Genomic DNA, 23,085 nt, shown 5'->3' with positions numbered 1-23,085 from the left:
AAGTTTTAAATTTGAAATAGAGTTAAATAGATAAGGAGAAGAATGTTTATATTAGAATTATACCAAGATGGAATGAGCACAGAGCTAGGACTATTTGACACCATAGAAGAAGGAAGAAAATTTGTATCTCAACTTAAAGGATACAAATTTGAAGAAATAGACGGATTTGAATACGAAACTATAAAGCTAGATTCAATCTCAGACTACATGGAACTAGAAATAAATGGCAACATAGTACCACTAACTAAGCTTATGTTTACAGGAGATGGCGATGTAGAAGTATATTGGAAAGAAATTCCAAACCTATCTAAAAAAGGAAAAGGAATCGTAGAAGGTGCAACTAGAGTGGATGCCTACACAGTAGCGAATTCAGATTTAAGAGAATATATAAAAGCGAGAGAAAATAATTATTTAGAAGTAAAGAAAAATCTAGAAAAGAAAGGCTACCAAGTAGAAAGAGCCTACTTAGGTTCAGAAGACGGAGAAGCAATCCTATTTAGAAAAAAAGATTCAGAAGACTGGCACTTATTAACCCATATGGATCCAGAATTCACGGAAGAATTTGATTTAGATGAATGTTTAGAAATGCTAGAAGAAGATAATTAAATTGAAAGCTAAAAGCCACCACTCGGTGGCTTTTTATTTCCAAATTGTATTTTTTCTATTTAATTTAGAAATAAAAGCTTTGTTCCTCTTTTTTCCTTTCTAACTATCTAAGGGAGTTTGAAAGATATTTTTCCGGCTAAATTTGAATTTTTTCAGAAAAAAGTTTTCAAATGCTCTATAAATTTTGTCCTTCTACTAGGTAGCTTTAGGAGATAGTAAAAATTATTATTATATGGTATAATAACGCTATATTATTGAAATGTTTACGCAAGGAGATGCATAATGGGATTTCCAGATGAAATTAAAAGAATTAGACAATGATGCTTTCTTTCGCAGCAAGACTTTGCTAAAAAAATTAAAGTGGCATTTTCTACTGTGAATAGATAGGAAGGTGGCAAAGCAAAGCCTAACCTTAATGCTATGAAAAATATAAAAGAGTTCTGCCTTAAAAACGATGTTGACTATACAGGCGTTGAAGAGTCATGGCTCGATTTTGAAGTGGAGGGAAAAAAATAATGTCTATTGATAATAAGAAAGAACAGGAACGTGATGAACTTCACAGAGCAATATGGGCAATTGCAGATGAACTTCGTGGTGCTGTAGATGGATGGGATTTCAAAAACTATATACTTGGTACTATGTTCTATAGATATATTTCTGAAAATATTACTAACTACATCAACGAAGGAGAAATTGAAGCAGGAAATAGCGATTTTGATTTTGCAAAGATTTCTGATGAGATGGCCAAAGAGGCAAGAGAAGGACTTGTTGAGGAGAAAGGCTTTTTCATTCTTCCTTCTGAACTATTTTGTAATGTAAGGGCAAAAGCCAAGGATAATGAAAATCTGAATGAAACACTTGAAAAGGTATTCCGTCACATAGAGGAATCTGCAAAAGGCAGTGAATCAGAATCCGACTTTGCAGGTTTATTTGATGATTTTGATGTAAACAGTAATAAACTTGGCTCTACTGTTGCAAAGAGAAATGAAAAACTTTGTAAACTCCTTGACGGTGTGGCGGATATGAATCTTGGAAATGTTAAGGATCACGATATTGATGCGTTTGGAGATGCCTATGAATATCTTATGACAATGTATGCATCAAATGCTGGTAAATCGGGTGGAGAGTTCTTTACTCCTGCTGATGTATCAGAGCTTCTTACAAGACTTGGTACAGTTGGAAAAACTGAAATCAACAAGGTGTATGATCCAGCTTGCGGATCTGGTTCGCTACTTTTAAAGGCGGAAAAAATACTTGGTAGAGATAAGATTCGTAATGGTTTTTATGGACAGGAAATCAATATTACAACCTACAACCTTTGTCGTATCAATATGTTTTTACACGATATTGGATTTGATAAATTTAATATTGCTTGCGAAGATACCCTTATCGCTCCGGCACATTGGGATGATGAACCTTTTGAACTTATCGTTTCAAATCCGCCATATTCCATTAAGTGGACTGGTGATAATAATCCATTACTTATCAATGATCCTCGTTTTTCTCCTGCAGGTGTTCTTGCACCAAAGAGCAAGGCTGACCTTGCCTTTATTATGCATAGCCTTTCATGGCTTGCAAGTAACGGAACAGCTGCGATTGTATGTTTCCCCGGTATTATGTACCGTGGTGGCGCTGAAAAGAAAATAAGAAAGTACCTTATTGATAACAACTTTGTTGATTGTGTAATTCAGTTGCCACCGAACCTTTTCTTTGGCACATCTATTGCAACTTGCATTATGGTAATGAAAAAGAACAAGGTAGATAATAAAACGCTGTTTATCGATGCGAGCAACGAGTGCGTAAAAGTTACCAATAACAATAAGCTGACTCAAGACAATATGGATAAGATTGTGGGATGCTTTGCAAATCGCAGTGAAATTGAGCATTTCTCACATCTTGCAACCTACGATGAGATTTCTGAAAATGACTACAACCTTTCTGTATCAACTTATGTAGAAGCAGAGGACACAAGAGAAAAGATTGATATCGTTAAGCTCAATGCAGAAATCAAAGAAATTGTCGCTCGTGAGCAGGTGCTTCGTGATGAGATTGCGAAGATTATCGCAGAAATCGAGGTGCAGTGATGGAAAATGATTTTAATTTTTTAGTATATCAAACCGCTGAAGAAAATGTTTCAGTCAATGCGCTTGTGAAAGACGAAACAATTTGGCTTACGCAAAAAGCAATGGCTGAATTGTTTGATGTCGATAAATCTTCCATAAGCAGGCACTTGAAAAATATTTTCAATGAGGGCGAGCTTGACGAAAAAGTGGTTGTTGCAAAAATTGCAACAACCACTCAACACGGAGCTATCGAGGGAAAAACGCAAAGCAAAGAAACACAATTTTATAACCTCGATGCAATCATATCTGTTGGTTACAGAGTAAATTCCAAACGGGCAACAAGTTTCAGAATCTGGGCTACCAGTGTTTTGAAGGAATATATGATAAAAGGCTTTGCTATGGATGATGAACGCTTGAAGCAGGGCAAAACAGCCTTTGGGAAAGACTACTTCCGTGAACTTTTGGAAAGAGTTCGTTCAATCCGTGCGAGCGAAAGACGAATCTGGCAGCAAATCACAGACATCTTTGCGGAATGTAGCATTGACTATGATAAAAATACACAGATTACCCATGATTTTTATGCTATGGTGCAAAACAAGTTCCATTTTGCAATTACAGGGCAGACTGCGGCAGAAATTGTCTATACTTATGCTGACAGAACCAAAGAAAATATGGGGCTTACTACATGGAAAAATGCTCCGAACGGACGCATTTTGAAATCAGATGTGGTTGTTGCGAAAAACTATCTGGAAGAAAAACAAATTCGTCAACTGGAGCGTGCCGTAACAGGCTATTTCGACTATATTGAAGATTTGATTGAGCGAGAAAATACCTTTACTATGGAGGAGTTTGCCGCCAGCGTGAACGAATTTCTGGCGTTTCGCCGATATGATATTCTGCGGGATAAAGGGAAAATCTCCGGTAGAACGGCAAAAGAAAAAGCGTCGGCTGAATATGAAGAATTTAACAAAACACAGAAAATCACCTCTGATTTTGATAAGGCGGTCAATCGAATGTTGAAAGCAGGTGAGCAAAATGAATAAATTACAGGAATTGATTGAAACATTGTGTCCTGATGGGGTGGAGTATAAAAAGTTAAAAGAAGTTTGTAGATTCCAAAATGGTTTTAGTTTCAAGAGTTCTAAATTTACTAATGAGGGCAAACCGATATTAAGAATTACTAATATTCAAGATAATTCAATAAGTGGAGAATTTGTTTGTTTTTCTAAAGATGATTATAAGGAAAATCTTGAGTCATATTTAGTTTCTCCAGGGGATACAGTTGTAGCAATGTCTGGAGCAACAACAGGTAAAATTGGTTATAATTATTCTGATAAATATTATTATTTAAATCAACGAGTAGGTTTGTTTGTTCCAAACGAATCATGGCTAATGAAAAGATATTTGTTTCATTGGTTATCTTCGCAGACACAAAATATTTATAACGTTTCTTCGGGAAGTGGAGCTCAACCTAATTTGAGTTCAGTAAAAATGATGGAATTTGTTATTCCTGTACCTCCGTTGGAGGTACAACGTGAAATAGTCCGTATATTGGACTCTTTCACGTTACTTACAGCAGAGCTTACAGCAGAGCTTACAGCTCGTAAGAAACAGTATGACTATTATAGAGATGAATTATTAAAACCTAAAGCTAATATACCTATGGTAAAGCTTAAAGAAATTGCCACTTCTATTTATAGGGGTGCAGGAATAAAAAGAGACCAAGTAACTGAAGAAGGTATCCCTTGTGTCAGATATGGGGAAATATACACTACATACAATACATGGTTTGGTGAGTGTGTTTCTCATACAAAAGAAGAATATGTTCCTAGTCCTAAATACTTTGAACATGGAGATATTCTCTTTGCAATAACTGGTGAAAGTGTTGAAGATATTGCAAAATCTATTGCTTATGTAGGACATGATAAATGCCTTGCGGGTGGGGATATTGTTGTAATGAAACACGAACAAAACCCTCGTTATCTTGCTCATGTTCTTAATACCTCTATGGCAAGAGAACAAAAGAGTAAGGGTAAGGTTAAAAGTAAGGTGGTACATTCAAATGTTCCGTCAATCGAGCAAATTGAAATACCACTGCCACCATTAGATGTTCAAAAGCGTTATGCAGAAGTTCTGGATAACTTCGAAAAGATATGTAACGACTTGAATATTGGGCTGCCTGCTGAAATAGAAGCAAGGCAAAAACAATATGAATTTTATCGCAATTTACTATTGACATTTGCTGAAACCGGCAACATAATCGCACAGACAGACAGACAGACAGACAGACAGACAGACAGACAGACAGACAGACAGACAGACAGACAGACAGACAGAACATAATTAGGCTTATTCAGTATGTGTTTGGCTATGCACCTGTTAAGCTTGGTGAAATTGCAACTATAGTACGAGGTGGTAATTTCCAAAAGAAGGACTTTATAGAAAACGGTAGACCTTGCATTCATTATGGTCAGATGTATACTCATTTTGGTATTGCTGCTGATAAGACTTTGACTTTTGTGAATGAAGAAGTATTTGCAAAATCAAAAATTGCTAAGTCGGGTGATATTGTTATGGCTGTTACAAGCGAGAATGTTGAAGATGTTTGTTCTTGTACAGCATGGATTGGTGATGAAGATATTGCCATCAGTGGTCACACTGCTATTATCAGTCATAATCAGAATCCAAAGTTCCTATCATACTACTTCCACAGTGTGATGTTCTTCAATCAAAAAAAGAAACTTGCACATGGAACTAAGGTTATAGAAGTTACTCCGAGTAAGTTAGGTGACATTGTGATTATGCTACCCACTATAGAGAAGCAAAATAGAATGGTTTCAATACTTGATAGGTTTGATTCCCTATGCAACAGCATTTCAGAAGGATTACCTGCTGAAATAGAAGCAAGGCAAAAACAATATGAATTTTATAGAGATAAGCTGCTTTCTTTTAAACAGTTATAATCTTTTAAGGAGGTGTATGTATGTCATATTTCAATATCGTGGCAGCTACAAGTGAAAATACAGTTGTTACTGAATACGAGCCTCTAAAGGCACGTTCTAACAGTTATCAGTCAGAAGCTGAACTTGAAAAAGAGTTTATTCGTATGCTGACAGAACAAGGATACGAGTATCTTTCTATACAAGCAGAAAAAGATTTGACCACCAACCTTCGTAATCAGCTTGAAAGGTTGAATGCTTACCAGTTTTCTGAAACTGAATGGGATAGGTTCTTCAAGAATTCTATCGCCAATCAGAATGAAGGCATTGTGGAAAAGACTAGAAAAATTCAAGAGGATAATGTTCAGGTTCTAAAGAGAGATGATGGCAGTACCAAAAACATCACACTTATTGATAAGAAAAATATTCACAATAACTTTTTGCAGGTAATCAATCAGTACGTTACCAGTAAGGCTGACGGTGCAAATCACGACAACAGGTATGATGTTACAATTCTCGTAAATGGGTTTCCTATTGTGCATATTGAATTAAAACGCAGAGGAGTGCCTATTCGTGAGGCCTTCAACCAAATAGGTAGATATCAGCGTGATTCTTTTTGGGCAGGAAGTGGTCTGTTTGAATATACGCAGATTTTTGTTATCTCAAATGGAACTAACACAAAGTACTATTCTAACAGTACCCGTTTCAATGCTATAAAGGATGTAAATGCTGTATCTACCGCAAAGAAAGGCAAAACAAGCAACAGTTTTGAATTTACTTGCTTTTGGGCAGATGCAAACAATCGTGTTATTTCTGATTTGATCGACTTTACAAGAACATTCTTTGCAAAACATACGATTCTTAATATAATCACCAAGTATTGTATTTTCACTTCTGAAAATATGCTTATGGTCATGAGACCATATCAGATTACTGCAACGGAGCGTATTCTGAATCGTATTGAAATAGCTAATAACTATAAAAAATATGGTGATGTTGCTGGAGGCGGGTATATCTGGCATACAACAGGTTCGGGTAAGACACTTACATCATTCAAAACTGCAAGACAGGCATCACTTCTTCCTTACATTGATAAGGTACTCTTTGTAGTTGACCGTAAGGACTTGGACTACCAGACAATGAAAGAATATGACCGTTTCGAAAAAGGTGCAGCTAACAGTAATACCTCTACTGCTATTCTTAAAAAGCAGTTGGAGGACAGCAACGCTCACATCATCATTACGACTATTCAGAAGCTTGCAACATTTATCAAGAAAAATAAAGATCACGAAGTTTACAACAAGCACGTAGTAATTATTTTTGATGAATGCCATAGAAGTCAGTTTGGTGATATGCACGCCGCCATTGTAAAGAGTTTTAAGAAATATCATTTATTCGGTTTCACAGGAACACCAATCTTTCCTGCAAATACAGCAAGCTCTCGTAAGACTCAGTTTTTTACTACAGAGCAGACTTTTGGGGATCAGCTTCATACATATACTATTGTTGATGCTATTAACGATAAGAATGTACTTCCATTCAGAGTCGACTATGTTAAGACAATGGATATGGATGCAGATATTGATGATGAACAGGTATGGGATATTGCTCGTGAAAAGGCTATGATGGCTCCGGAACGCATCAAGCTTGTGACAGAATATATTCTTAACAACTTTGATAGGAAAACATATCGTGGTGATAAAACATATATTTACAACACCCTTACCAATATTTCAGAAGTTGCATCCGGTAAAAATGGTGCTGTAGAAGAAATTAAACAGAAACAACGTGTAAGTGGATTTAACTCAATCTTTGCAGTTAGCTCTGTTCCTATGGCAAAGTTATATTATCAGGAATTTAAAAAGCAGATGGAGAATGATCCTACGAAGAAACTTCGTATCGCAACCATCTATAGTTATGGTGCTAACGAAGCAGAATATGATGAAGCTACAAGTGGTATTCTTGATGAGGAAAATTCAGAAGATACATCAGCACTTGACCAGTCATCGAGAGATTTTCTTGAAATGGCAATCAAAGATTATAACGAGATGTTCCATACAAACTATTCGACAGACTCTGACAAGTTCCAAAATTATTATAAAGATGTATCTCTTCGTATGAAGAACAAGGAACTTGATTTACTTATTGTTGTAAATATGTTCTTAACAGGTTTTGATGCCACTACATTAAATACACTGTGGGTAGATAAGAACCTCAAGATGCATGGACTTATTCAGGCATTTTCAAGAACAAACCGAATTCTTAATTCCATTAAGACTTTCGGTAATATTGTATGCTTTAGAAACCTTCAGAAACGAGTAGATGCTGCTATTTCACTTTTCGGTGATAAGAATGCAGGAGGTATCGTTCTGATGAAGGGTTTCAAAGATTACTACTATGGTTATGAAGGTATTGATGGAAAGCAGTATCCAGGATATATGGATATGATGGATAACTTAACTTCCAAATTCCCACTTTCAGAGTCACAGATTATAGGTGAACAGAACCAGAAGGACTTCATCTCGTTATTTGGTGCAATTCTACGCATGAGAAATCTATTGTCTGCATTTGATGAATTTGAAGGGCGAGAGATGATTTCTGAACGTGATTTACAGGATTATCTTGGCAGGTATCAAGATTTGCGTGATGAATGGAATGAAAGACGCAAACATGGTGAAAGCACAGATATTATAGATGATATTGTCTTTGAAGTTGAACTTATCAAGCAGATAGAAATCAATATCGACTATATCCTTATGCTTGTTAAGAAGTATCATGACAACCATTGTGAAGATAAAGAAGTACTTGTTACAATCAAAAAGGCTATTGATGCCAGTCCGGAACTTCGTAGTAAGAAAGCACTTATTGAAACCTTTATTTCTGGTATCAATGATGTTGAGGATGTTATGACCGAATGGCATAATTATGTGGCTGAAAAACGAGAAGAGGAACTTGTTCAGATTATTAAGGAAGAAAAACTTAAAGAGTCTGAAACAAGGAAGTTCATTGAGAATGCCTTTTGTGATGGTGAAATCAAAACAACAGGTACGGATATAGATAGACTTATGCCTCCTATATCTCGTTTCGGAGGTGGCAACAGAACTACTAAGAAGCAAGGTGTCATTGAAAAGTTTAAATCATTCTTTGAGAAATTCTTTGGTGTTGGTGGTTCATTTACCGCAGATACACCTAAGGTTTTGAACTATGCTGATTCCTCTTCAAAGCAAGCCTTAATGATGGTAGCTGAAGATACTGTAACTATTGATTAATCGTGATTAAAAAAAGTATTTGACATTTTATTAAATATATTATATTATAATGTCATACCAAATAGAGGCAATTATAAAGGGATAGTAACTTGCAAAAGTTTACCAGAGAGGGACTGGGATATAAGGGTGTTTATGATACTTTTTATCCATGGTGTGAGGTCCTAGATTTGAGCTTGTGAACCAGCCTTTTAGCTTGGAGAGGTAACAATCTCCACGGTTTGAACCGTTATATTCTATCGAGGGAGTCAGGACAACCTGGCTAATAAGAGTGGTACCGCGGAAACTAACAGCCTTTCGTCTCTTTTTTAAGGAGATGAAGGGCTTTTTATGTTCTTCAAGGCTGTTGCTGATAATTTTATTAAAATTTAGGAGGACGCTAATATGGCAAAGAAAGAAAATCAATTTGTTGAAGAAATCACTCCAATGGAAGATGATTTTGCCCAGTGGTATACAGATGTAATCACTAAGACTGACCTAGTAGACTATGCACCTATAAAAGGATTTATGGTAATCAAGCCTTACGGTTTTGCACTTTGGGAAAAGATTAGGGACTATGCAGATGGACTATTCAAGCAGACAGGACACAAGAATGTATACTTCCCACTATTGATACCAGAAAGTCTATTAAATAAAGAAGCTGAACACGTTGAAGGTTTTGCTCCAGAAGTTGCTTGGGTAACTCAGGGTGGTAATAAGGTTCTAGAAGAAAGACTAGCAGTAAGGCCTACTTCAGAAACTATAATATGTACTATGTACGCAAAATGGTTAAACTCATATAGACAGTTACCATTCCTATACAACCAGTGGAACTCAGTTGTAAGATGGGAAAAGTCAACTAGACCATTCCTTAGAACATCTGAATTCTTATGGCAGGAAGGTCATACTCTACATGAGACAGAACAGGAAGCTATAGATGAAACATTACAGCAGTTAGCAGCTTACAAGTCTGTTGCAGAAGATCTAATGGCTATACCAGTAATAGACGGTAGAAAGTCTGAAAGTGAAAAGTTTGCAGGAGCATCTGCTACATATACAATAGAGGCTATGATGCATGATGGTAAGGCTCTTCAGTCTGGTACATCACACTTCCTAGGCCAACACTTTACAAAGGCGTTTGATATTACTTTCTCAGATAGAGAAGGAAAACTAGCAAACCCATACCATACTTCATGGGGAATATCAACTAGACTAATAGGTGGGCTAATCATGGTACACTCAGATAACAGGGGTCTAGTTCTTCCTCCAAAGATGGCACCAACTCAGGTAATCATAATACCTATAGCTGCCAACAAGGGTGGAGTAATGGAAGTAGTAGATAAGGTTGCAGCTGACTTAAAGGCCAAGGGAATATCTGTAGAAGTTGATGACAGAGACAACTACAGCCCAGGTTACAAGTTCAACGATGCTGAAATGAAGGGTATACCAGTAAGACTTGAAATTGGTCCAAAGGATATAGAAAAGAACCAGGCCCTGGCCTTTAGAAGAGATGAGCTTACTAAGTCTGAAATGTCACTTGACACAGTTGTTGATGATGTGGCAGCTTTACTAGATGAAATCCAGAAGAATATGCTTGAAAAGGCTAGAAAGTATAGGGACGAAAGAACTTATGTAGCCAACAATATGGATGAATTTGTAGACATCATAGAAAATAAGAAGGGCTTTGCTAAGGTAATGTGGAAGAACGATGCAGAAAACGAAGCAAAGATTAAGGAATTAACAGGAGCTACAATTAGAGTTATACCTTTTGCCCAGGAAGACCTAGGAGACAAGTGTTTCTACACAGGTGAAAAGGCAGATAATATGGTAATATTTGCAAAGGCATACTAAGATATAGCCTATATAAAAATTAATAATAGTGTTGAAAATGGTCACTCTTTAGGGGGTGGCCATTTTTGAGCATGATTAAGTTACAACTTAATTTTTAATGTCTTAATATAGTAGTTTCAATTTGTTTAGGATAAGTTTTTATATATTCACATATGTATTATTTAATATTGTTAACTGATAAAAGTTCTTATAAAATAATAATTGTACAGTATGAGCTGTGGCCTATTATGTCACAGTATATAATCTATCTTGTAAGTAGTCTTAGGCTCTTGACTTACATATAAATAAATTTTAGGAGGAAGTAAATTGATAGAGAAGAGTTTATTCGAATTTTGTGGTAAAACCAAAAAATATATCGTACAAGCAGTTCTTATAAATTGCATAAAATTGATGGCAAATATAGCCTTTTCAATTGCTTTTGCATCGCTTATGGCATACTTCATAACAGGAGATCTTATATATGATTTTAAATTAGTCAGTCTTGTGATTCTAGTATCGCTTTTATTTAGACAGCTATGTACTAGACTTGCTGCAAGAAAGAACCATATGGTAGTACATGAGGTCAAGCATAGTCTAAGAAGGGCCATATATGAGAAGGTCTTGTCAATGGGTACACTATACCAGGAGAAGTTGACTACCCAAGAGATAGTCCATCTTGGAGTTGAAGGTGTAGAACAGTTGGAGAGTTATTTTGGTTTGTACCTAACACAGTTTTACTATAGCTTTGTATCTACATTTATATTATTCTTGGTAATGCTACCTATAAATATAAAAGTAGCCTTGGTGATGTTGGTACTTTCCCCTATGATACCACTCTTTTTACTTTTGATCTTGAAAATAGTAAAGAATGTACAGAAGAGGTATTGGTCGAAGTATGCGGATGTAGGTAACCTATTCCTTGATAGTCTACAGGGGCTTACTACCTTAAAGGTATTTAAGGCAGATGAGCATAGGGCAAGTGAGTTGGATGAAATGGCTGAAGGGTTTAGAAAACAGACCATGAAGGTATTATCAATGCAGTTGAATTCCATAATGTTTATAGACTGGATGGCCTATGGTGGAGCAGCAGCAGGGATTATTGTTGCGCTTAATGAGTATGCGGCAGGCAATATGGGAGTCTATGAAGTTACCCTAATAATGCTTCTAATAGCTGATTTTTTTGTTCCTATGAGACTTTTGACATCATATTTCCATATAGCCATGACAGGGGTTACTGCAAGTGAAAATATGTTGGATTTCTTAAACTCACCAAGCGATATTGTATATGGCCATGATGAGTACGAGGAAAATACTCCTATAAGGGTTAAAAATATGACCTATGCCTATGGTGATGGGACAATAGCCCTAAGAGATATAGACATGGTATTTGAACCAGGCAAGATGACAGCCCTTGTTGGTCCGTCTGGATGTGGTAAGTCTACACTAGCATCTGTAATTGCAGGTGAGTACCTACAGCCACAAAAAGCCGTTTATTATGGCAATAGTGAGGCCTATAGCCTAGCCAAGGGTCAAATAAACAAGAACATAATAAGGATAACACATGATGGACATGTATTTGCAGGAACTGTCAGGTCGAACCTTCTTTTGGGAGATGAAAATGTGACAGAAGAGAGGATGATAGAGGTCCTAGAACAGGTGAGTTTATGGGATATATTCTCAAAGATGGATGGCCTAGATACACAAGTTCTATCACAAGGTAAGAACCTATCAGGAGGTCAGGCCCAGAGATTATCTCTTGCTCGTGCTCTACTATATGATGCTCAGGTATACATATTTGATGAAGCGACATCAAGTATAGATATAGAATCTGAGAATATAATTATTGACATAATAGAAAAAATATCTGCCTATAAGACTGTAATTTATATTTCACATAGGCTACAGTCTGTTGTAAATTCGGATAAGATATATGTTATGGAAGACGGAAGATTGGTTGAAGAAGGCAACCATAAGGAGCTTATGGAAAATAAGGGCCTATATGAACACCTATTTAGCCAACAGGAAGAATTGGAAAGGTATAGGAACCATAAGCTATCAAATAGAGGAGGTGTTTCTAATGAATAATAAAAATACGAATTCAGCAGATACAAGAAGGGGCACCCTAAGGATGATGCTAGAGATGGTTGGCCTAGTAGCCCCCTTAAAATTCCAGATGATGGGAGCAATCCTGCTTGGGGTTGTAGGTTTCTTACTGTCCTTTGGCTTGGGTATATTTGGTGGATATGCAGTAGTTAGCTTACTTCCTATACCAGTTGAAGGACTTGAGAATATACCATTTGGGGGACATGATTTTGCATGGTATATAAGGGCTCTTATAGTATGTGCAGTTCTAAGAGGGGTTCTTCACTATTTGGAGCAGTTCTTGAACCACTATATAGCTTTTAGGATATTGGCAGAGATAAGACATAAGGTATTTTCAGCCATGAGAAGACTTGCTCCCGCCAAGCTAGAGGGAGAAAACCAGGGCAAGTTGATATCTATAATAATGGGTGATATAGAGTTGTTGGAGGTATTCTATGCCCATACCATATCTCCAATACTTATAGCTGCTCTTACACTAGTGTGCCTATTTGTATTCTTTGTAAATATAAATATATATGTTGCCCTACTTGCCTTGGCTTCAGAACTTGTAGTTGGTCTTGTAGTGCCGATTATAGCATCTGAGAAGAGTAAGACAGTTGGTGTAAAGATAAGAAGAGAACTAGGTCTACTAAATGGCAAGTTTCTAGACCAGTTAAGGGGCATCAGAGAAGTAATCCAGTATGACAAGGGTAATGTAGCTATAGACCAGCTGGCCGATACTACAGAGCAGATACTAAAGAACCAGGAAGACCTAAGGATGCAGGTAGCTGGTCTGCAATCTAACACAGATACTATAATAATAGTATTCTCAGTCCTTCAGGCTATACTTTGTATGAGTTTGGTATCAAAGGGTATACTAAGGCCAAGTGAAGCCTTTATAGCAGTTTTGACTCAGATATCTACTTTTGCACCCTTTATAGCCCTAGCAAACCTAGGTGTTACACTTACACAGACCTTTGCTTGTGGAGATAGGGTTCTTAGCCTGATAGAAGAAGAGCCTATAGTTGAAAGGCTAGTAGACGGAAAAGACGTAGAAATGAAGAACTTGAGTGCAGAGAATATAGGATTTAAGTATGAAGATGTCGATGTCCTAAAGGATGTTAACTTTGATCTTGAACTAGGGGAGACAGTTGGCATCATGGGCAAGAGTGGAAGTGGTAAGTCTACAATCCTAAAGTTGATAATGAGGTTTTGGGATCCACAAAAGGGATCGATATCTATTAATGGAGTCAATATAAAGGATATAAATACAGATTCTTTATATGAAAATATAGACTATATGACCCAGTCCACAATCCTATTTGCAGGAGACATAAGGGATAATTTGAGGGTTGCCAAGCTAGATGCAACAGATGAAGAAATATATGATGCCCTTAAGAAGGCTTCTATCTATGACCATGTTGCCAAGTTGGAGCATGGGCTTGATACTAGGGTATCAGACCTAGGTGACAATTTCTCAGGTGGAGAAAGGCAGAGGATTGGCCTAGCTAGGTGTTTTCTGACTGACTCTAAGTTATTGTTACTTGACGAGCCAACATCAAATCTCGATTCCCACAATGAGGCTGTAATACTAAAGTCTATGATGGATGGAATGAAGGAAAAGACTATAGTCTTGGTATCTCATAGGGAGTCTACACTTGGAGTTTGTGATAGGATATACTCTTGCAAAAATGGGGAATTAAAACCTTTAATTTAACAAGTTAGTTGATTATTATTGGATAGATAAAATTGATTATTGTTGAATACATAAAAATTTAAAATGACAAAAATAGCCAGCTCAAAAATAATAGAGTTGGCTATTTTTGTGGTTTGCTATGATCTATTTTACTAGATGACGAGTTCTATATCTTAATATGGTGGGGATGTCCCTTAGGCGGACCATCTTGCCCCGAGTCATCTCGATTAGACGACTTTCTAAATGATGAACTGCTTTTTCTGAATTTAGCAGGAGAAAGACCTATATGTTTTGAGAACACAGTAGAAAAATAAGTAGGATTTCTAAAACCACACTTATTGCTGATTGCTACGACTGATAGGTCTGTATTGATCAACAACTCTCTTGCATAGTTGAGTTTTCTATTTGTCACATAAATACTGAAGGTCTGACCCATTTTTTGCTTGAATATATGTGAAAGATAGCTCTTGTTTACGAACATCTCTTTGGCAGTTTCTTCCAGTGTGATTGAATTGTTTAGGTTGTTTTCTATGTACTCCAAAACATCCTTCAAAAATGAATTTATGACTATTATATTTTCTTTTAACATAACATTGTAGTAGTCATTTAAAATGTGTATAGCAGTATCCCTAAAATTACTCTTACTTATATGTTTATGCATCAGAAGAGTACACTGAAAATAGCACTTAAGTAAGGATTTTTCGTATTTGAACAGAACATAGTAGTATATTGCTGAATTTAAGCTATTCAAAAAAACCCTGTATGCGACCAGGTTGTTACTGTCTACCCAATCAAAAGTTATAACATCAAACTCTTTTGTTGCATAGTCTAGGTTGCCCCTTACCAAATACTCACAAAGCATCCTATAGTCTACATTCATATCAAAAGAATCCAATTGATCTAGCTGTTTGTCCATTTTTTGTTCACCCCCCTTTTACAATACATACCACTGATTGATTATCTATACATAATAATTATCACTTTGTATTGCATGATATTATTATATCATAATAAAAACAAAATATAATGGAAATTTTAATAAAGAAACAAAAATTATATATTAATAAAGTATGATAATATAAACTGGTAAGATAATACAAAAAATATTAGGAGGATTAAATATGAAAGTAGCTGTGATATATAGTTCAATGACTGGTAATACTGAAAAATTGGCAAGGGGTATATTTGATAAAATACAAGGTCACGAAAAGGACCTATTTAACCTAAAGGACAAGCCAGATATTTCCGGGTATGACATAGTAGCATGCGGATTTTGGGTAGATAGGTCCACTGCCAACAAGGAGATGGGTGAATTTATATCAGGTATTAGGGACAAGAAGGTATTTTTATTTGGTACTATGGGTCACCTTCCAGATTCAGACCATGGAGAAAAATCTATGGCAAATGTAGTAGGTCTTGTTGATGATTCTTGTAAGATAATAGGTTATTTTATGGCTTGCGGTAAGATAAATATGAGGGTATTAGAGGGAATCAAGCATATGAAGGCTGAAACTATAGGTGAAAAAGCATTTAAGGCTCATATGCTAGATGAAAAGAACTTAATAGTTTATAAGATACTAGGTGACCATGTAAATGATGCTGATATAGACTATTGTTCAGCTAGACTAAATGAGAGAATATATATAGAAGAGTGTTTAGCCAAGTTATAAATTCAAGCTCGAATATATACTAGTTAAATAAGAGACCTCCCCGAAGTTAAGGCTAAGTGTTAACGTTGGGGAGGTCTATTTTTTATTTTGTGATTTTTAATTCTATTATTTTGTTTTATATTTTTGGCTAACAAACTCCATGTATGCTACTTGCTTCTAATACAGATATAAGTTTTATCAACTTATATTTCTTCTAGCAGGCAAACGCACTGAGATGATATACCTAGTTTTTCACCTGTAAAGCCTAGTTTTTCTTCTGTAGTAGCTTTGACATTTATCCTTGACTTGTCAGTTTTAAGGACTCTTGCAAGGTTGTCTATCATTGATTCTAGGTGGGGAGCCATTTTTGGAGCCTGGGCTATAATCGTCGAGTCTATATTTCCTACCTTGTAGCCCATTTCTGTCATTTTGTCGTGGGCATAGGAAAGTAGATTTAGGCTATCTGCACCCTTGTATTTTGGGTCGGTATCTGGGAAGTGTCTCCCAAGATCTCCTATTGCAAGAGCTCCAAATATTGCATCTATTATAGCGTGTGTTAAAACATCTGCATCAGAATGTCCCAGTAGACCTGTTTCATGGTCTATTTTTACACCTCCTATAATCAGGTCCCTGTCATTTACCAGCCTATGAACGTCATATCCAATTCCTATTCTCATTAGTTACCTCCTCTTATAATTACTTATATTTTTGGGCTATGTAGTCTGCATAGCCTATGTCTTCTGGTGTTGTAATCTTTATATTGTCGTAGTTACCCTTTATGATTTTGACTGGGTGGCAGTAGGCCTCTACAATACTTGCATCATCGGTTACTGATAGCTTGTTTGTGTAGGCATTTTCATAGGCCCTAAGTAGTAGGTCAAAGTCAAATGTCTGGGGTGTTTGGGCACACCATAAGTACTTTCTATCAGGCGTATCTACTATATTGAGGTCCTTATCTGCTAGCTTTATAGTATCTTTTGCTGGGACTGCTAGACAGGTTGCCTTGTGGACTAGGGTCTCTTTTATACAAGTATCTATAGTAGACTCAGATACAAAAGGCCTAGCTCCATCATGGACCAAGACTATGTGTATATCTTCATTGATACCTAGAGCTGGTTCTTTATCCGAACTTATTATTTGAGATTTTATACTCGACCTATTATGACTTAGGTTATGGCCTAAGTTTTTTATATATTTGAGGCAGTTAAATATAGAGTCCTGCCTTTCCTTACCTCCGTGCACTAGGTATATACCCTCAAATCCGTATTTATCCAGAAGGTACCTTACGTACTTTTCTTCATCTTCTTTGACTGCAAGGATAATTCTATCTATATTTTTGTGGTTATAGAATTTTTCTAGGCTATGGATTAGGATTGGCTTGTCATCTATCTTTAGAAATTGCTTGTTGGTGGAAGACTTCATTCTTTTTCCAGATCCTGCAGCCAATAGTATAAGGTCTATCATATATATCCTCCTAATATTCAATAAGAAGACTATAGATACTTGACTTTTTGCTAGATTAGCCAGTCTTTGATCGTATAGCCTTCTTAGTATAAATTCATAAGTCTTATCTATTTACTAGATTTTTTGCTAGATTTTTTATTTTGTCTTTTCTCTACGGCTGAATTTATTTCAGCAAGCCATTGGTCTGTCTTTCCAACTAGGACCTTGTGGCTGATACCCTTGTCTAAAAATATTTCTATTCCGTCATTTGTAAATGGTGTTGGCTTGAATCTCTCTATCTTAGAGACCTTAGAAAGGGGCATCCTAATAGCCTTTTTCTCTATTAGGTTTGGATCTGGAGTATTGGCGAATATTACAAACCTTGAATTTAGGTACAACCAACCCTTTGTCACATTTTTTTTATTGGCTACTATCATATCAGCCTGGGCGTCCATTATGAGGTCTCCCTCGTTATGGAGCTTTTTGGCAAATATCCTCATATTTGTAGTGTGTCTACCCCTTCTTGATGACATCATGCCTGTCAAAAAGAAGGTACCGCCCATAAGTATAAAGACGTATAAGAATTGTCCTATACCTTTTGCAAATCCATATTGGTAAAAGTGGGCTGAGTTGAGTATTAGTCCGAACAAAAGCCCTACTATACAAGAATTTCTAAGTTGTTTTAAAGTGTCTGTTCTCATATCATTCTCCTCTTTATTGCTTATCGCTATTTGCAAGTCTATTGGAAGTCAACATCAGCGAGCAAAGGATGCAGGCTATTGTTGCCACTAGACAAAGTATATATATTATATTGTATCCCTTAAATAGGGAATTTACTAGGTCTATTTTGTCAATACTTGTATTGGTAAGGAGACTGCTTGTGTCTACACTCATGCCCTTTTTCATAAAGTAATTGTTGACTGCTACATTTAGGCTAAGGCCAAAAGCACTTATTCCAAGTGTCTGGCCTAGGGTTCTCACAAGCATTACAGATCCAGAAGCCATACCCATATCATCCTTGTCTAGGGCTTCTTGGACAATAAATAGGAGCATATTAAAGCAACCGCCAAAACCAAGACCTACCAAAAATACGGCAAGGCCTATGTGTAGGAGTTCTGTATCAGGCTTCATGATAATTAGGGCAACTTGACCCAAGGCTAGTAGTGCTAGGCTGACTACCATAATGATTTTAGTTGTATACTTGTGTATGATCTTAGATAGTAAAAATGATGCCAGCACCCAGGCTCCTGACATAGGGACTATAGCCACTGTAGAATACATAGGTGGATAACCCGACACATTCTGCATAAACTGTGGATTATACACATCCATGGCAATAAGGACCATAGATGTCAAGAATGACATCACCATAATCAAGAATATATCCTTTGAAAATAGCTGTATAGGGAGAACAGGATGTTCTACATTTTTTTCTACCTTCTTGAATACAAGAGCTAGTATAAGTCCTATTAGAACAGGTATAAGTACCTGAGGATCACTTAGTGAGTGCTTTTCAAGAGCTGTCATAGCCTGTATCAGGGCAATTATAAATAGGGTAAGTATAACCAAGCCCTTGACATCTAGCTTTGAATCCGACCTTGTTTCTGATGCATGGTAGTTTTCCTTTATCAGGTACATACTTAAAAGACCGATTGGGATATTGATATAGAATATCCAATTCCACGTAAGCTTTAGTAGTATTGCACCACCTATAACTGGAGCTATAAGGCTAGCAAGACTCCATACTGTGGAATTGTAGCCCTGTATTTTGGCTCTTTCTTCCACAGCGAAGATATCACCTATAATAGCCATACTAAGAGTATTTATTGCACCAGATCCGATACCTTGGACACCTCTAGCTACAATCAGCATAAACATTGTTTTTGACATACCACAAAGTATAGAGCCTATCAAAAATATAAGTATGGATATCTGTAGGAGTTTTTTTCTACCATAGAGGTCGGATAGCTTGCCGAAGACTGCTGTTGCCACTGCTGAGGTCAACAGGTATATAGAAAATATATGACTGGCAAGGTTAAAACCATGCAAGTCCTTTACTATTGAGGGGATCGCTGTCGTTACAATTGTTATTTCAACCGCACTCATAAAAGAGCAGGCGAATATTGCAAAGGCGATCATTTTCTTACTTTTATTCATTATTTACCCCCCGATTAAAATGCCCAGTTGCCGTCTTTAAATATGGCAAACTCTGTTCCATCTTGCTTGATACCTACTATATCCATGTCCTTGTCGCCTATCATAAAGTCAACGTGAGTCATGCTTACATTCATTCCTATTTGGTCTTTTTCCTCTTCGCTAAATGAAGCTCCATTTTCTATACAAGAAGAATAGGCTGCACCTATTGCAAGGTGGCAAGATGCATTTTCGTCAAATAGGGTAGAGTAGAATATTATATTTCTATTTGATATAGGAGAATCATAAGGCACTAGGGCTATTTCACCCAACCTAAGTGATCCCTCATCTGTTTCAACTAGGTTTTTTAGGTTTTCCTTACCTATTTTGGCATCGTAGTCTACGATTTTACCTTCTTCAAACCTAATCCAAAATTCATCTATTAGGCTACCTGCATAGATAAGTGGTTTTGTAGAATATACGATACCGTCAACCTTGTACTTGTGTGGCATGCCGAACACTTCTTCTGTGGGAATATTTGGATTGAACATATTTTTCTTAGGATCAAATGATGCACCTGACTCCCAGATATGTCCCTCAGGTAGGCCTACTACTAGGTCTGTTTTTGATGATTTATACCTAAGTTCCTTGAAGTTCATCTCGTTTAAAAAGTCCCTCTTATCGTGGAGATTCTTGTTGTGTATAGCCCAATCGCCTATTGGGTCTTCTGATACCCTAGAGCAGTCTAGGATATTTTCCCAAAGCTCTCTTACAGCATCCTCATCATCAAGGTCAGGGTGGATTCTCTTGGCCCACTTTAGGGATGGAACAGCTACTATTGACCACTTAACCTTGTCTGAAAGTGTATATGACCTCCATTCCTTTAGGTACTTGCCGGCGATTTTTTGAGACCTGGCTATCCTGTCTGGATCAACACCTGCTAGTAGGTCTGGATCATCTGATATTATAGATAAGAAAGATCCACCTTCCTTGGCTATCTGAGTGTACTTGTCTGCCTGCCACTGAGGATATTCATCAAAAGCATCGTTTGGAGCACTCATATATTTTTCTCTTGTTATAACTCCGTCAGAATACTCAACGTATACTTGTTTGGCACCAGCCTTGTAGGCTTCTTTGACGCACCTTCTTGTGAAATCTATAGCTTCAACATCTGCTCTTATAAGCAGGTTTTCACCTGACTGTACGTTGATGCCGGTTTTTATAGCTAGTTCTGCGAATTTATCTATTCTAGTATTTAAAGTCATAAATACCTCCTTAAATGATTATAATTTTTACCTCCTATATATTATAGGCTAAAATCATGATTTTGCATACAAAAATTGGTTTTTATACATATTTAAATGCCTAAAGAGCTAGCAGGCATGATATACTGTTATTATGAAAGTTAGTATATCTATTAATTTATAAGGAGATTGGTATGAGACGTAGAAAAAAAGAGAGAATAATTATATCTGTATTTATTTTGATAAGTCTGCTTTTGTTTGGTCTTGTAATAGCCTTTAATAAGGTAAGGGAAAAGACTTATAATATGGCTGAAAACCAAGTTACTAGTCAGGTTACAGAAAAAAATACATATAAGGAAAAGAGTGAGGATACAGCTAAAAGGGTCAGTTTTGCAGGTGTTGGTGATAATTTGATCCATGACTCAATATACAATGCAGCTGACATGAGAAAGGGTGTATATGGAGATGGTCAGTATGATTTTGACAAGCTATATGAAAATATCAAGCCTAGTCTAGACAAGTATGACCTAAGATACATCAACCAAGAGTCTATAGTAGCTGGTGACCAATATGGAAAGAGCAATTATCCATTATTTAATACACCTCAGGCAATCATACCCTCTATAGAAAAGGCTGGATTTAATATTATAAATATGGCAAATAACCATTCACTAGATAGGGGAAGTCAGGGACTGGTAGATTCAATCAAGTTGTGGGATAAGACAGGACTTTGTCATATAGGGGCCTATGAGTCAGAAGAAAGCAGAAGAAAACCCGTAATAATAGAAAAGAAGGGCATCAAGATAGGTCTTATAGCATACACATATGGAACTAATGGTATGAGTCCAGATACTCCCTATAGGATTGGCTACTTAAATGAGAAGGACATAAGAAGTGATATTGCCAGACTGAGACGAGCTGGTGTTGATTTTATATTAGCATCTGCACATTGGGGACAGGAAGGGCAACTTGCCATAGATTCAGTTCAGATGAGATATGCTCAACTTTTTAATGATCTAGGTGTTGATGTTGTCCTAGGAACACACGCTCATAGAATTCAAAAAGTTGAGTGGAAGACCAATGACAAGGGCAAAAAGACCCTTATTTATTATGGAACAGGTAATTTTGTTGCCAATATGATAGGAGCCCATACTTATTTAGAGGGTATGGCAAGCTTTGACTTTGTGAAAAAGGGAAATGACAAGTACATAGATAATCCAAAGTTTATACCACTAGTATGTCACCTAGAGGCCAACCAGTATGGCTATGATGGTAGTGTATACAGGTTGGATGAGTATCCGGTCGAGTTAGCCAACAGACACCTTTATATGAGGGGAGCAGGAGCATATAATATTGAACTATATAAGAATAGTGTAAACAGTATTGTTCCTAAGGAATTTTTGGAATAATAGTTTGGTATAAAAGTAGCTTTTCTAATACTGGCATGATTTAATTTGTTGTGGTAAAATCATAGAAAAATCGGTAAGTTATAGAAAATAAAATACATAAACTAGTTGACACACAATGTGTGAGATGGTAAACTTATAAGGTATGTAATCTACGGATTGCATACCTTTTTAGTGAATAACTAAAGCATCAATCAATTAATCAATCAATATGAAAATATTGATGGGGTTGGCGATCACTGATTAAGATCGAAAATTTTAAAAAAAGGAGGTGCAGTTGATGCCAACAATCAACCAATTAGTACGTAAAAGTAGAAAAGCAGTAGAAAAGAAATCTACAGCTCCAGCACTACAAAAGGGCTACAATTCTTTATACAAGAAGGCCACTGACATTAGTGCTCCACAGAAGAGAGGTGTTTGTACTTCTGTAAAGACAGTAACACCTAAGAAGCCTAACTCAGCGCTTAGAAAGGTTGCCAGAGTAAGACTTACAAACGGTATAGAAGTATCAGCTTATATTCCAGGTGAAGGACACAACCTTCAGGAACATAGTGTTGTTATGATCAGAGGAGGTAGAGTAAAGGACCTTCCTGGTGTTAGATACCATATCCTAAGAGGTACACTAGATACAGCAGGTGTTGACAAGAGAAGACAGTCAAGATCTAAGTACGGTGCTAAGAGACCAAAGGAAGCAAAGAAGTAAGAATTTAATTTAAAATTGTAAGGCTAGTAGCCTAAAAAGTTAGCTG

The 23,085-nt window shown here is 36.6% G+C and carries 18 protein-coding genes; 12 read left to right on the top strand and 6 right to left on the bottom strand.

Going from position 1 to position 23,085, the window contains the following annotated elements; translation table 11 throughout:
* The first annotated feature begins 42 nt into the window (after positions 1-42).
* The 9 genes from F823_RS0103675 to cydC all read left to right on the top strand — a co-directional run bounded on the left by F823_RS0103675 (position 43) and on the right by cydC (position 14,482).
* On the top strand, positions 43-606 hold the full coding sequence (locus F823_RS0103675) for a hypothetical protein (RefSeq protein WP_002843669.1): 564 nt from the start codon (positions 43-45) through the stop codon (positions 604-606).
* Between the two features lie 515 nt (positions 607-1,121).
* Complete coding sequence (locus tag F823_RS0103665; protein ID WP_002845977.1) at positions 1,122-2,690, top strand: type I restriction-modification system subunit M; 1,569 nt, start codon at positions 1,122-1,124, stop codon at positions 2,688-2,690.
* Positions 2,690-3,712: a virulence RhuM family protein gene (locus F823_RS0103660; protein WP_002845978.1), complete on the top strand. Its 1,023-nt coding sequence runs from the start codon at positions 2,690-2,692 to the stop codon at positions 3,710-3,712. Before F823_RS0103665 ends, F823_RS0103660 begins: the two co-directional genes overlap by 1 nt.
* Positions 3,705-5,012 (top strand): restriction endonuclease subunit S, encoded by a 1,308-nt coding sequence (locus F823_RS0103655; protein WP_019595390.1) that lies wholly within the window; start codon positions 3,705-3,707, stop codon positions 5,010-5,012. The genes F823_RS0103660 and F823_RS0103655 overlap by 8 nt, the downstream gene beginning before the upstream one ends.
* 17 nt (positions 5,013-5,029) lie before the next feature.
* Positions 5,030-5,632 (top strand): restriction endonuclease subunit S, encoded by a 603-nt coding sequence (locus F823_RS0103650; protein WP_002843632.1) that lies wholly within the window; start codon positions 5,030-5,032, stop codon positions 5,630-5,632.
* A 20-nt stretch (positions 5,633-5,652) separates the two neighbouring features.
* Positions 5,653-8,877 carry a type I restriction endonuclease subunit R gene (locus F823_RS0103645; protein ID WP_019595389.1) on the top strand — a complete coding sequence of 1,075 codons (3,225 nt, stop codon included), beginning with the start codon at positions 5,653-5,655 and terminating at the stop codon, positions 8,875-8,877.
* A gap of 381 nt (positions 8,878-9,258) precedes the next feature.
* Positions 9,259-10,704: a proline--tRNA ligase gene (gene proS / locus F823_RS0103640; RefSeq protein ID WP_019595388.1), complete on the top strand. Its 1,446-nt coding sequence runs from the start codon at positions 9,259-9,261 to the stop codon at positions 10,702-10,704.
* Positions 10,705-11,010: 306 nt separating this feature from the next.
* Positions 11,011-12,768: an ABC transporter ATP-binding protein/permease gene (locus F823_RS0103635; RefSeq protein WP_002845983.1), complete on the top strand. Its 1,758-nt coding sequence runs from the start codon at positions 11,011-11,013 to the stop codon at positions 12,766-12,768.
* The gene (gene cydC / locus F823_RS0103630) at positions 12,761-14,482 is read left to right on the top strand and encodes a thiol reductant ABC exporter subunit CydC (protein ID WP_002845984.1); all 1,722 of its coding nucleotides are present in this window, start codon (positions 12,761-12,763) and stop codon (positions 14,480-14,482) included. Before F823_RS0103635 ends, cydC begins: the two co-directional genes overlap by 8 nt.
* Before the next feature lie 145 nt (positions 14,483-14,627).
* Here cydC and F823_RS0103625 read toward each other — a convergent pair whose 3' ends face one another.
* Entirely contained in the window at positions 14,628-15,377 is a 750-nt protein-coding gene (locus F823_RS0103625; protein WP_002844205.1) for a helix-turn-helix transcriptional regulator, read from the bottom strand.
* Positions 15,378-15,582: 205 nt separating this feature from the next.
* Between F823_RS0103625 and F823_RS0103620 the strand changes: the two genes are divergently transcribed.
* A complete protein-coding gene (locus F823_RS0103620) occupies positions 15,583-16,131 on the top strand; it encodes a flavodoxin family protein (protein WP_002844227.1) in 549 nt (182 codons plus the stop codon).
* A 182-nt stretch (positions 16,132-16,313) separates the two neighbouring features.
* Here F823_RS0103620 and ispF read toward each other — a convergent pair whose 3' ends face one another.
* The 5 genes from ispF to F823_RS0103595 form a co-directional block, all read right to left on the bottom strand.
* Positions 16,314-16,787 carry a 2-C-methyl-D-erythritol 2,4-cyclodiphosphate synthase gene (ispF, locus tag F823_RS0103615; protein WP_002844192.1) on the bottom strand — a complete coding sequence of 158 codons (474 nt, stop codon included), beginning with the start codon at positions 16,785-16,787 and terminating at the stop codon, positions 16,314-16,316.
* 19 nt (positions 16,788-16,806) lie between these two features.
* The gene (locus F823_RS0103610) at positions 16,807-17,574 is read right to left on the bottom strand and encodes an IspD/TarI family cytidylyltransferase (RefSeq protein WP_002845985.1); all 768 of its coding nucleotides are present in this window, start codon (positions 17,572-17,574) and stop codon (positions 16,807-16,809) included.
* Between the two features lie 107 nt (positions 17,575-17,681).
* The gene (locus F823_RS0103605) at positions 17,682-18,254 is read right to left on the bottom strand and encodes a hypothetical protein (RefSeq protein WP_002844226.1); all 573 of its coding nucleotides are present in this window, start codon (positions 18,252-18,254) and stop codon (positions 17,682-17,684) included.
* A gap of 13 nt (positions 18,255-18,267) precedes the next feature.
* A complete protein-coding gene (locus F823_RS0103600) occupies positions 18,268-19,710 on the bottom strand; it encodes an MDR family MFS transporter (protein WP_002844236.1) in 1,443 nt (480 codons plus the stop codon).
* 14 nt (positions 19,711-19,724) lie between these two features.
* On the bottom strand, positions 19,725-20,951 hold the full coding sequence (locus F823_RS0103595; RefSeq protein ID WP_002845988.1) for an aminopeptidase: 1,227 nt from the start codon (positions 20,949-20,951) through the stop codon (positions 19,725-19,727).
* A 173-nt stretch (positions 20,952-21,124) separates the two neighbouring features.
* Between F823_RS0103595 and F823_RS0103590 the strand changes: the two genes are divergently transcribed.
* Together F823_RS0103590 and rpsL are read left to right on the top strand one after the other, a co-directional pair.
* Positions 21,125-22,339 carry a CapA family protein gene (locus F823_RS0103590; RefSeq protein WP_002845989.1) on the top strand — a complete coding sequence of 405 codons (1,215 nt, stop codon included), beginning with the start codon at positions 21,125-21,127 and terminating at the stop codon, positions 22,337-22,339.
* 277 nt (positions 22,340-22,616) lie between these two features.
* Positions 22,617-23,039, top strand: coding sequence for a 30S ribosomal protein S12 (gene rpsL / locus F823_RS0103585; protein ID WP_002844231.1), 423 nt, complete (start codon positions 22,617-22,619; stop codon positions 23,037-23,039).
* Positions 23,040-23,085: the final 46 nt, after the last annotated feature.

It is taken from the genome of Peptostreptococcus anaerobius VPI 4330 = DSM 2949, from assembly GCF_000381525.1.
Taxonomy (GTDB): Bacteria; Bacillota; Clostridia; order Peptostreptococcales; family Peptostreptococcaceae; genus Peptostreptococcus; species Peptostreptococcus anaerobius.
This window is presented reverse-complemented; position numbering and strand designations above follow the sequence as displayed.

Bases quoted from the DNA above. Each gene is read 5' to 3' on its own strand.
- F823_RS0103675 (WP_002843669.1), top strand. From the start codon at position 43: ATGTTTATATTAGAATTATACCAAGATGGAATGAGCACAGAGCTAGGA.
- F823_RS0103665 (WP_002845977.1), top strand. From the start codon at position 1,122: ATGTCTATTGATAATAAGAAAGAACAGGAACGTGATGAACTTCACAGA.
- F823_RS0103660 (WP_002845978.1), top strand. From the start codon at position 2,690: ATGGAAAATGATTTTAATTTTTTAGTATATCAAACCGCTGAAGAAAAT.
- F823_RS0103655 (WP_019595390.1), top strand. From the start codon at position 3,705: ATGAATAAATTACAGGAATTGATTGAAACATTGTGTCCTGATGGGGTG.
- F823_RS0103645 (WP_019595389.1), top strand. From the start codon at position 5,653: ATGTCATATTTCAATATCGTGGCAGCTACAAGTGAAAATACAGTTGTT.
- proS (WP_019595388.1), top strand. From the start codon at position 9,259: ATGGCAAAGAAAGAAAATCAATTTGTTGAAGAAATCACTCCAATGGAA.
- cydC (WP_002845984.1), top strand. From the start codon at position 12,761: ATGAATAATAAAAATACGAATTCAGCAGATACAAGAAGGGGCACCCTA.
- F823_RS0103625 (WP_002844205.1), bottom strand. From the start codon at position 15,377: ATGGACAAACAGCTAGATCAATTGGATTCTTTTGATATGAATGTAGAC.
- F823_RS0103620 (WP_002844227.1), top strand. From the start codon at position 15,583: ATGAAAGTAGCTGTGATATATAGTTCAATGACTGGTAATACTGAAAAA.
- ispF (WP_002844192.1), bottom strand. From the start codon at position 16,787: ATGAGAATAGGAATTGGATATGACGTTCATAGGCTGGTAAATGACAGG.
- F823_RS0103610 (WP_002845985.1), bottom strand. From the start codon at position 17,574: ATGATAGACCTTATACTATTGGCTGCAGGATCTGGAAAAAGAATGAAG.
- F823_RS0103605 (WP_002844226.1), bottom strand. From the start codon at position 18,254: ATGAGAACAGACACTTTAAAACAACTTAGAAATTCTTGTATAGTAGGG.
- F823_RS0103600 (WP_002844236.1), bottom strand. From the start codon at position 19,710: ATGAATAAAAGTAAGAAAATGATCGCCTTTGCAATATTCGCCTGCTCT.
- F823_RS0103595 (WP_002845988.1), bottom strand. From the start codon at position 20,951: ATGACTTTAAATACTAGAATAGATAAATTCGCAGAACTAGCTATAAAA.
- F823_RS0103590 (WP_002845989.1), top strand. From the start codon at position 21,125: ATGAGACGTAGAAAAAAAGAGAGAATAATTATATCTGTATTTATTTTG.
- rpsL (WP_002844231.1), top strand. From the start codon at position 22,617: ATGCCAACAATCAACCAATTAGTACGTAAAAGTAGAAAAGCAGTAGAA.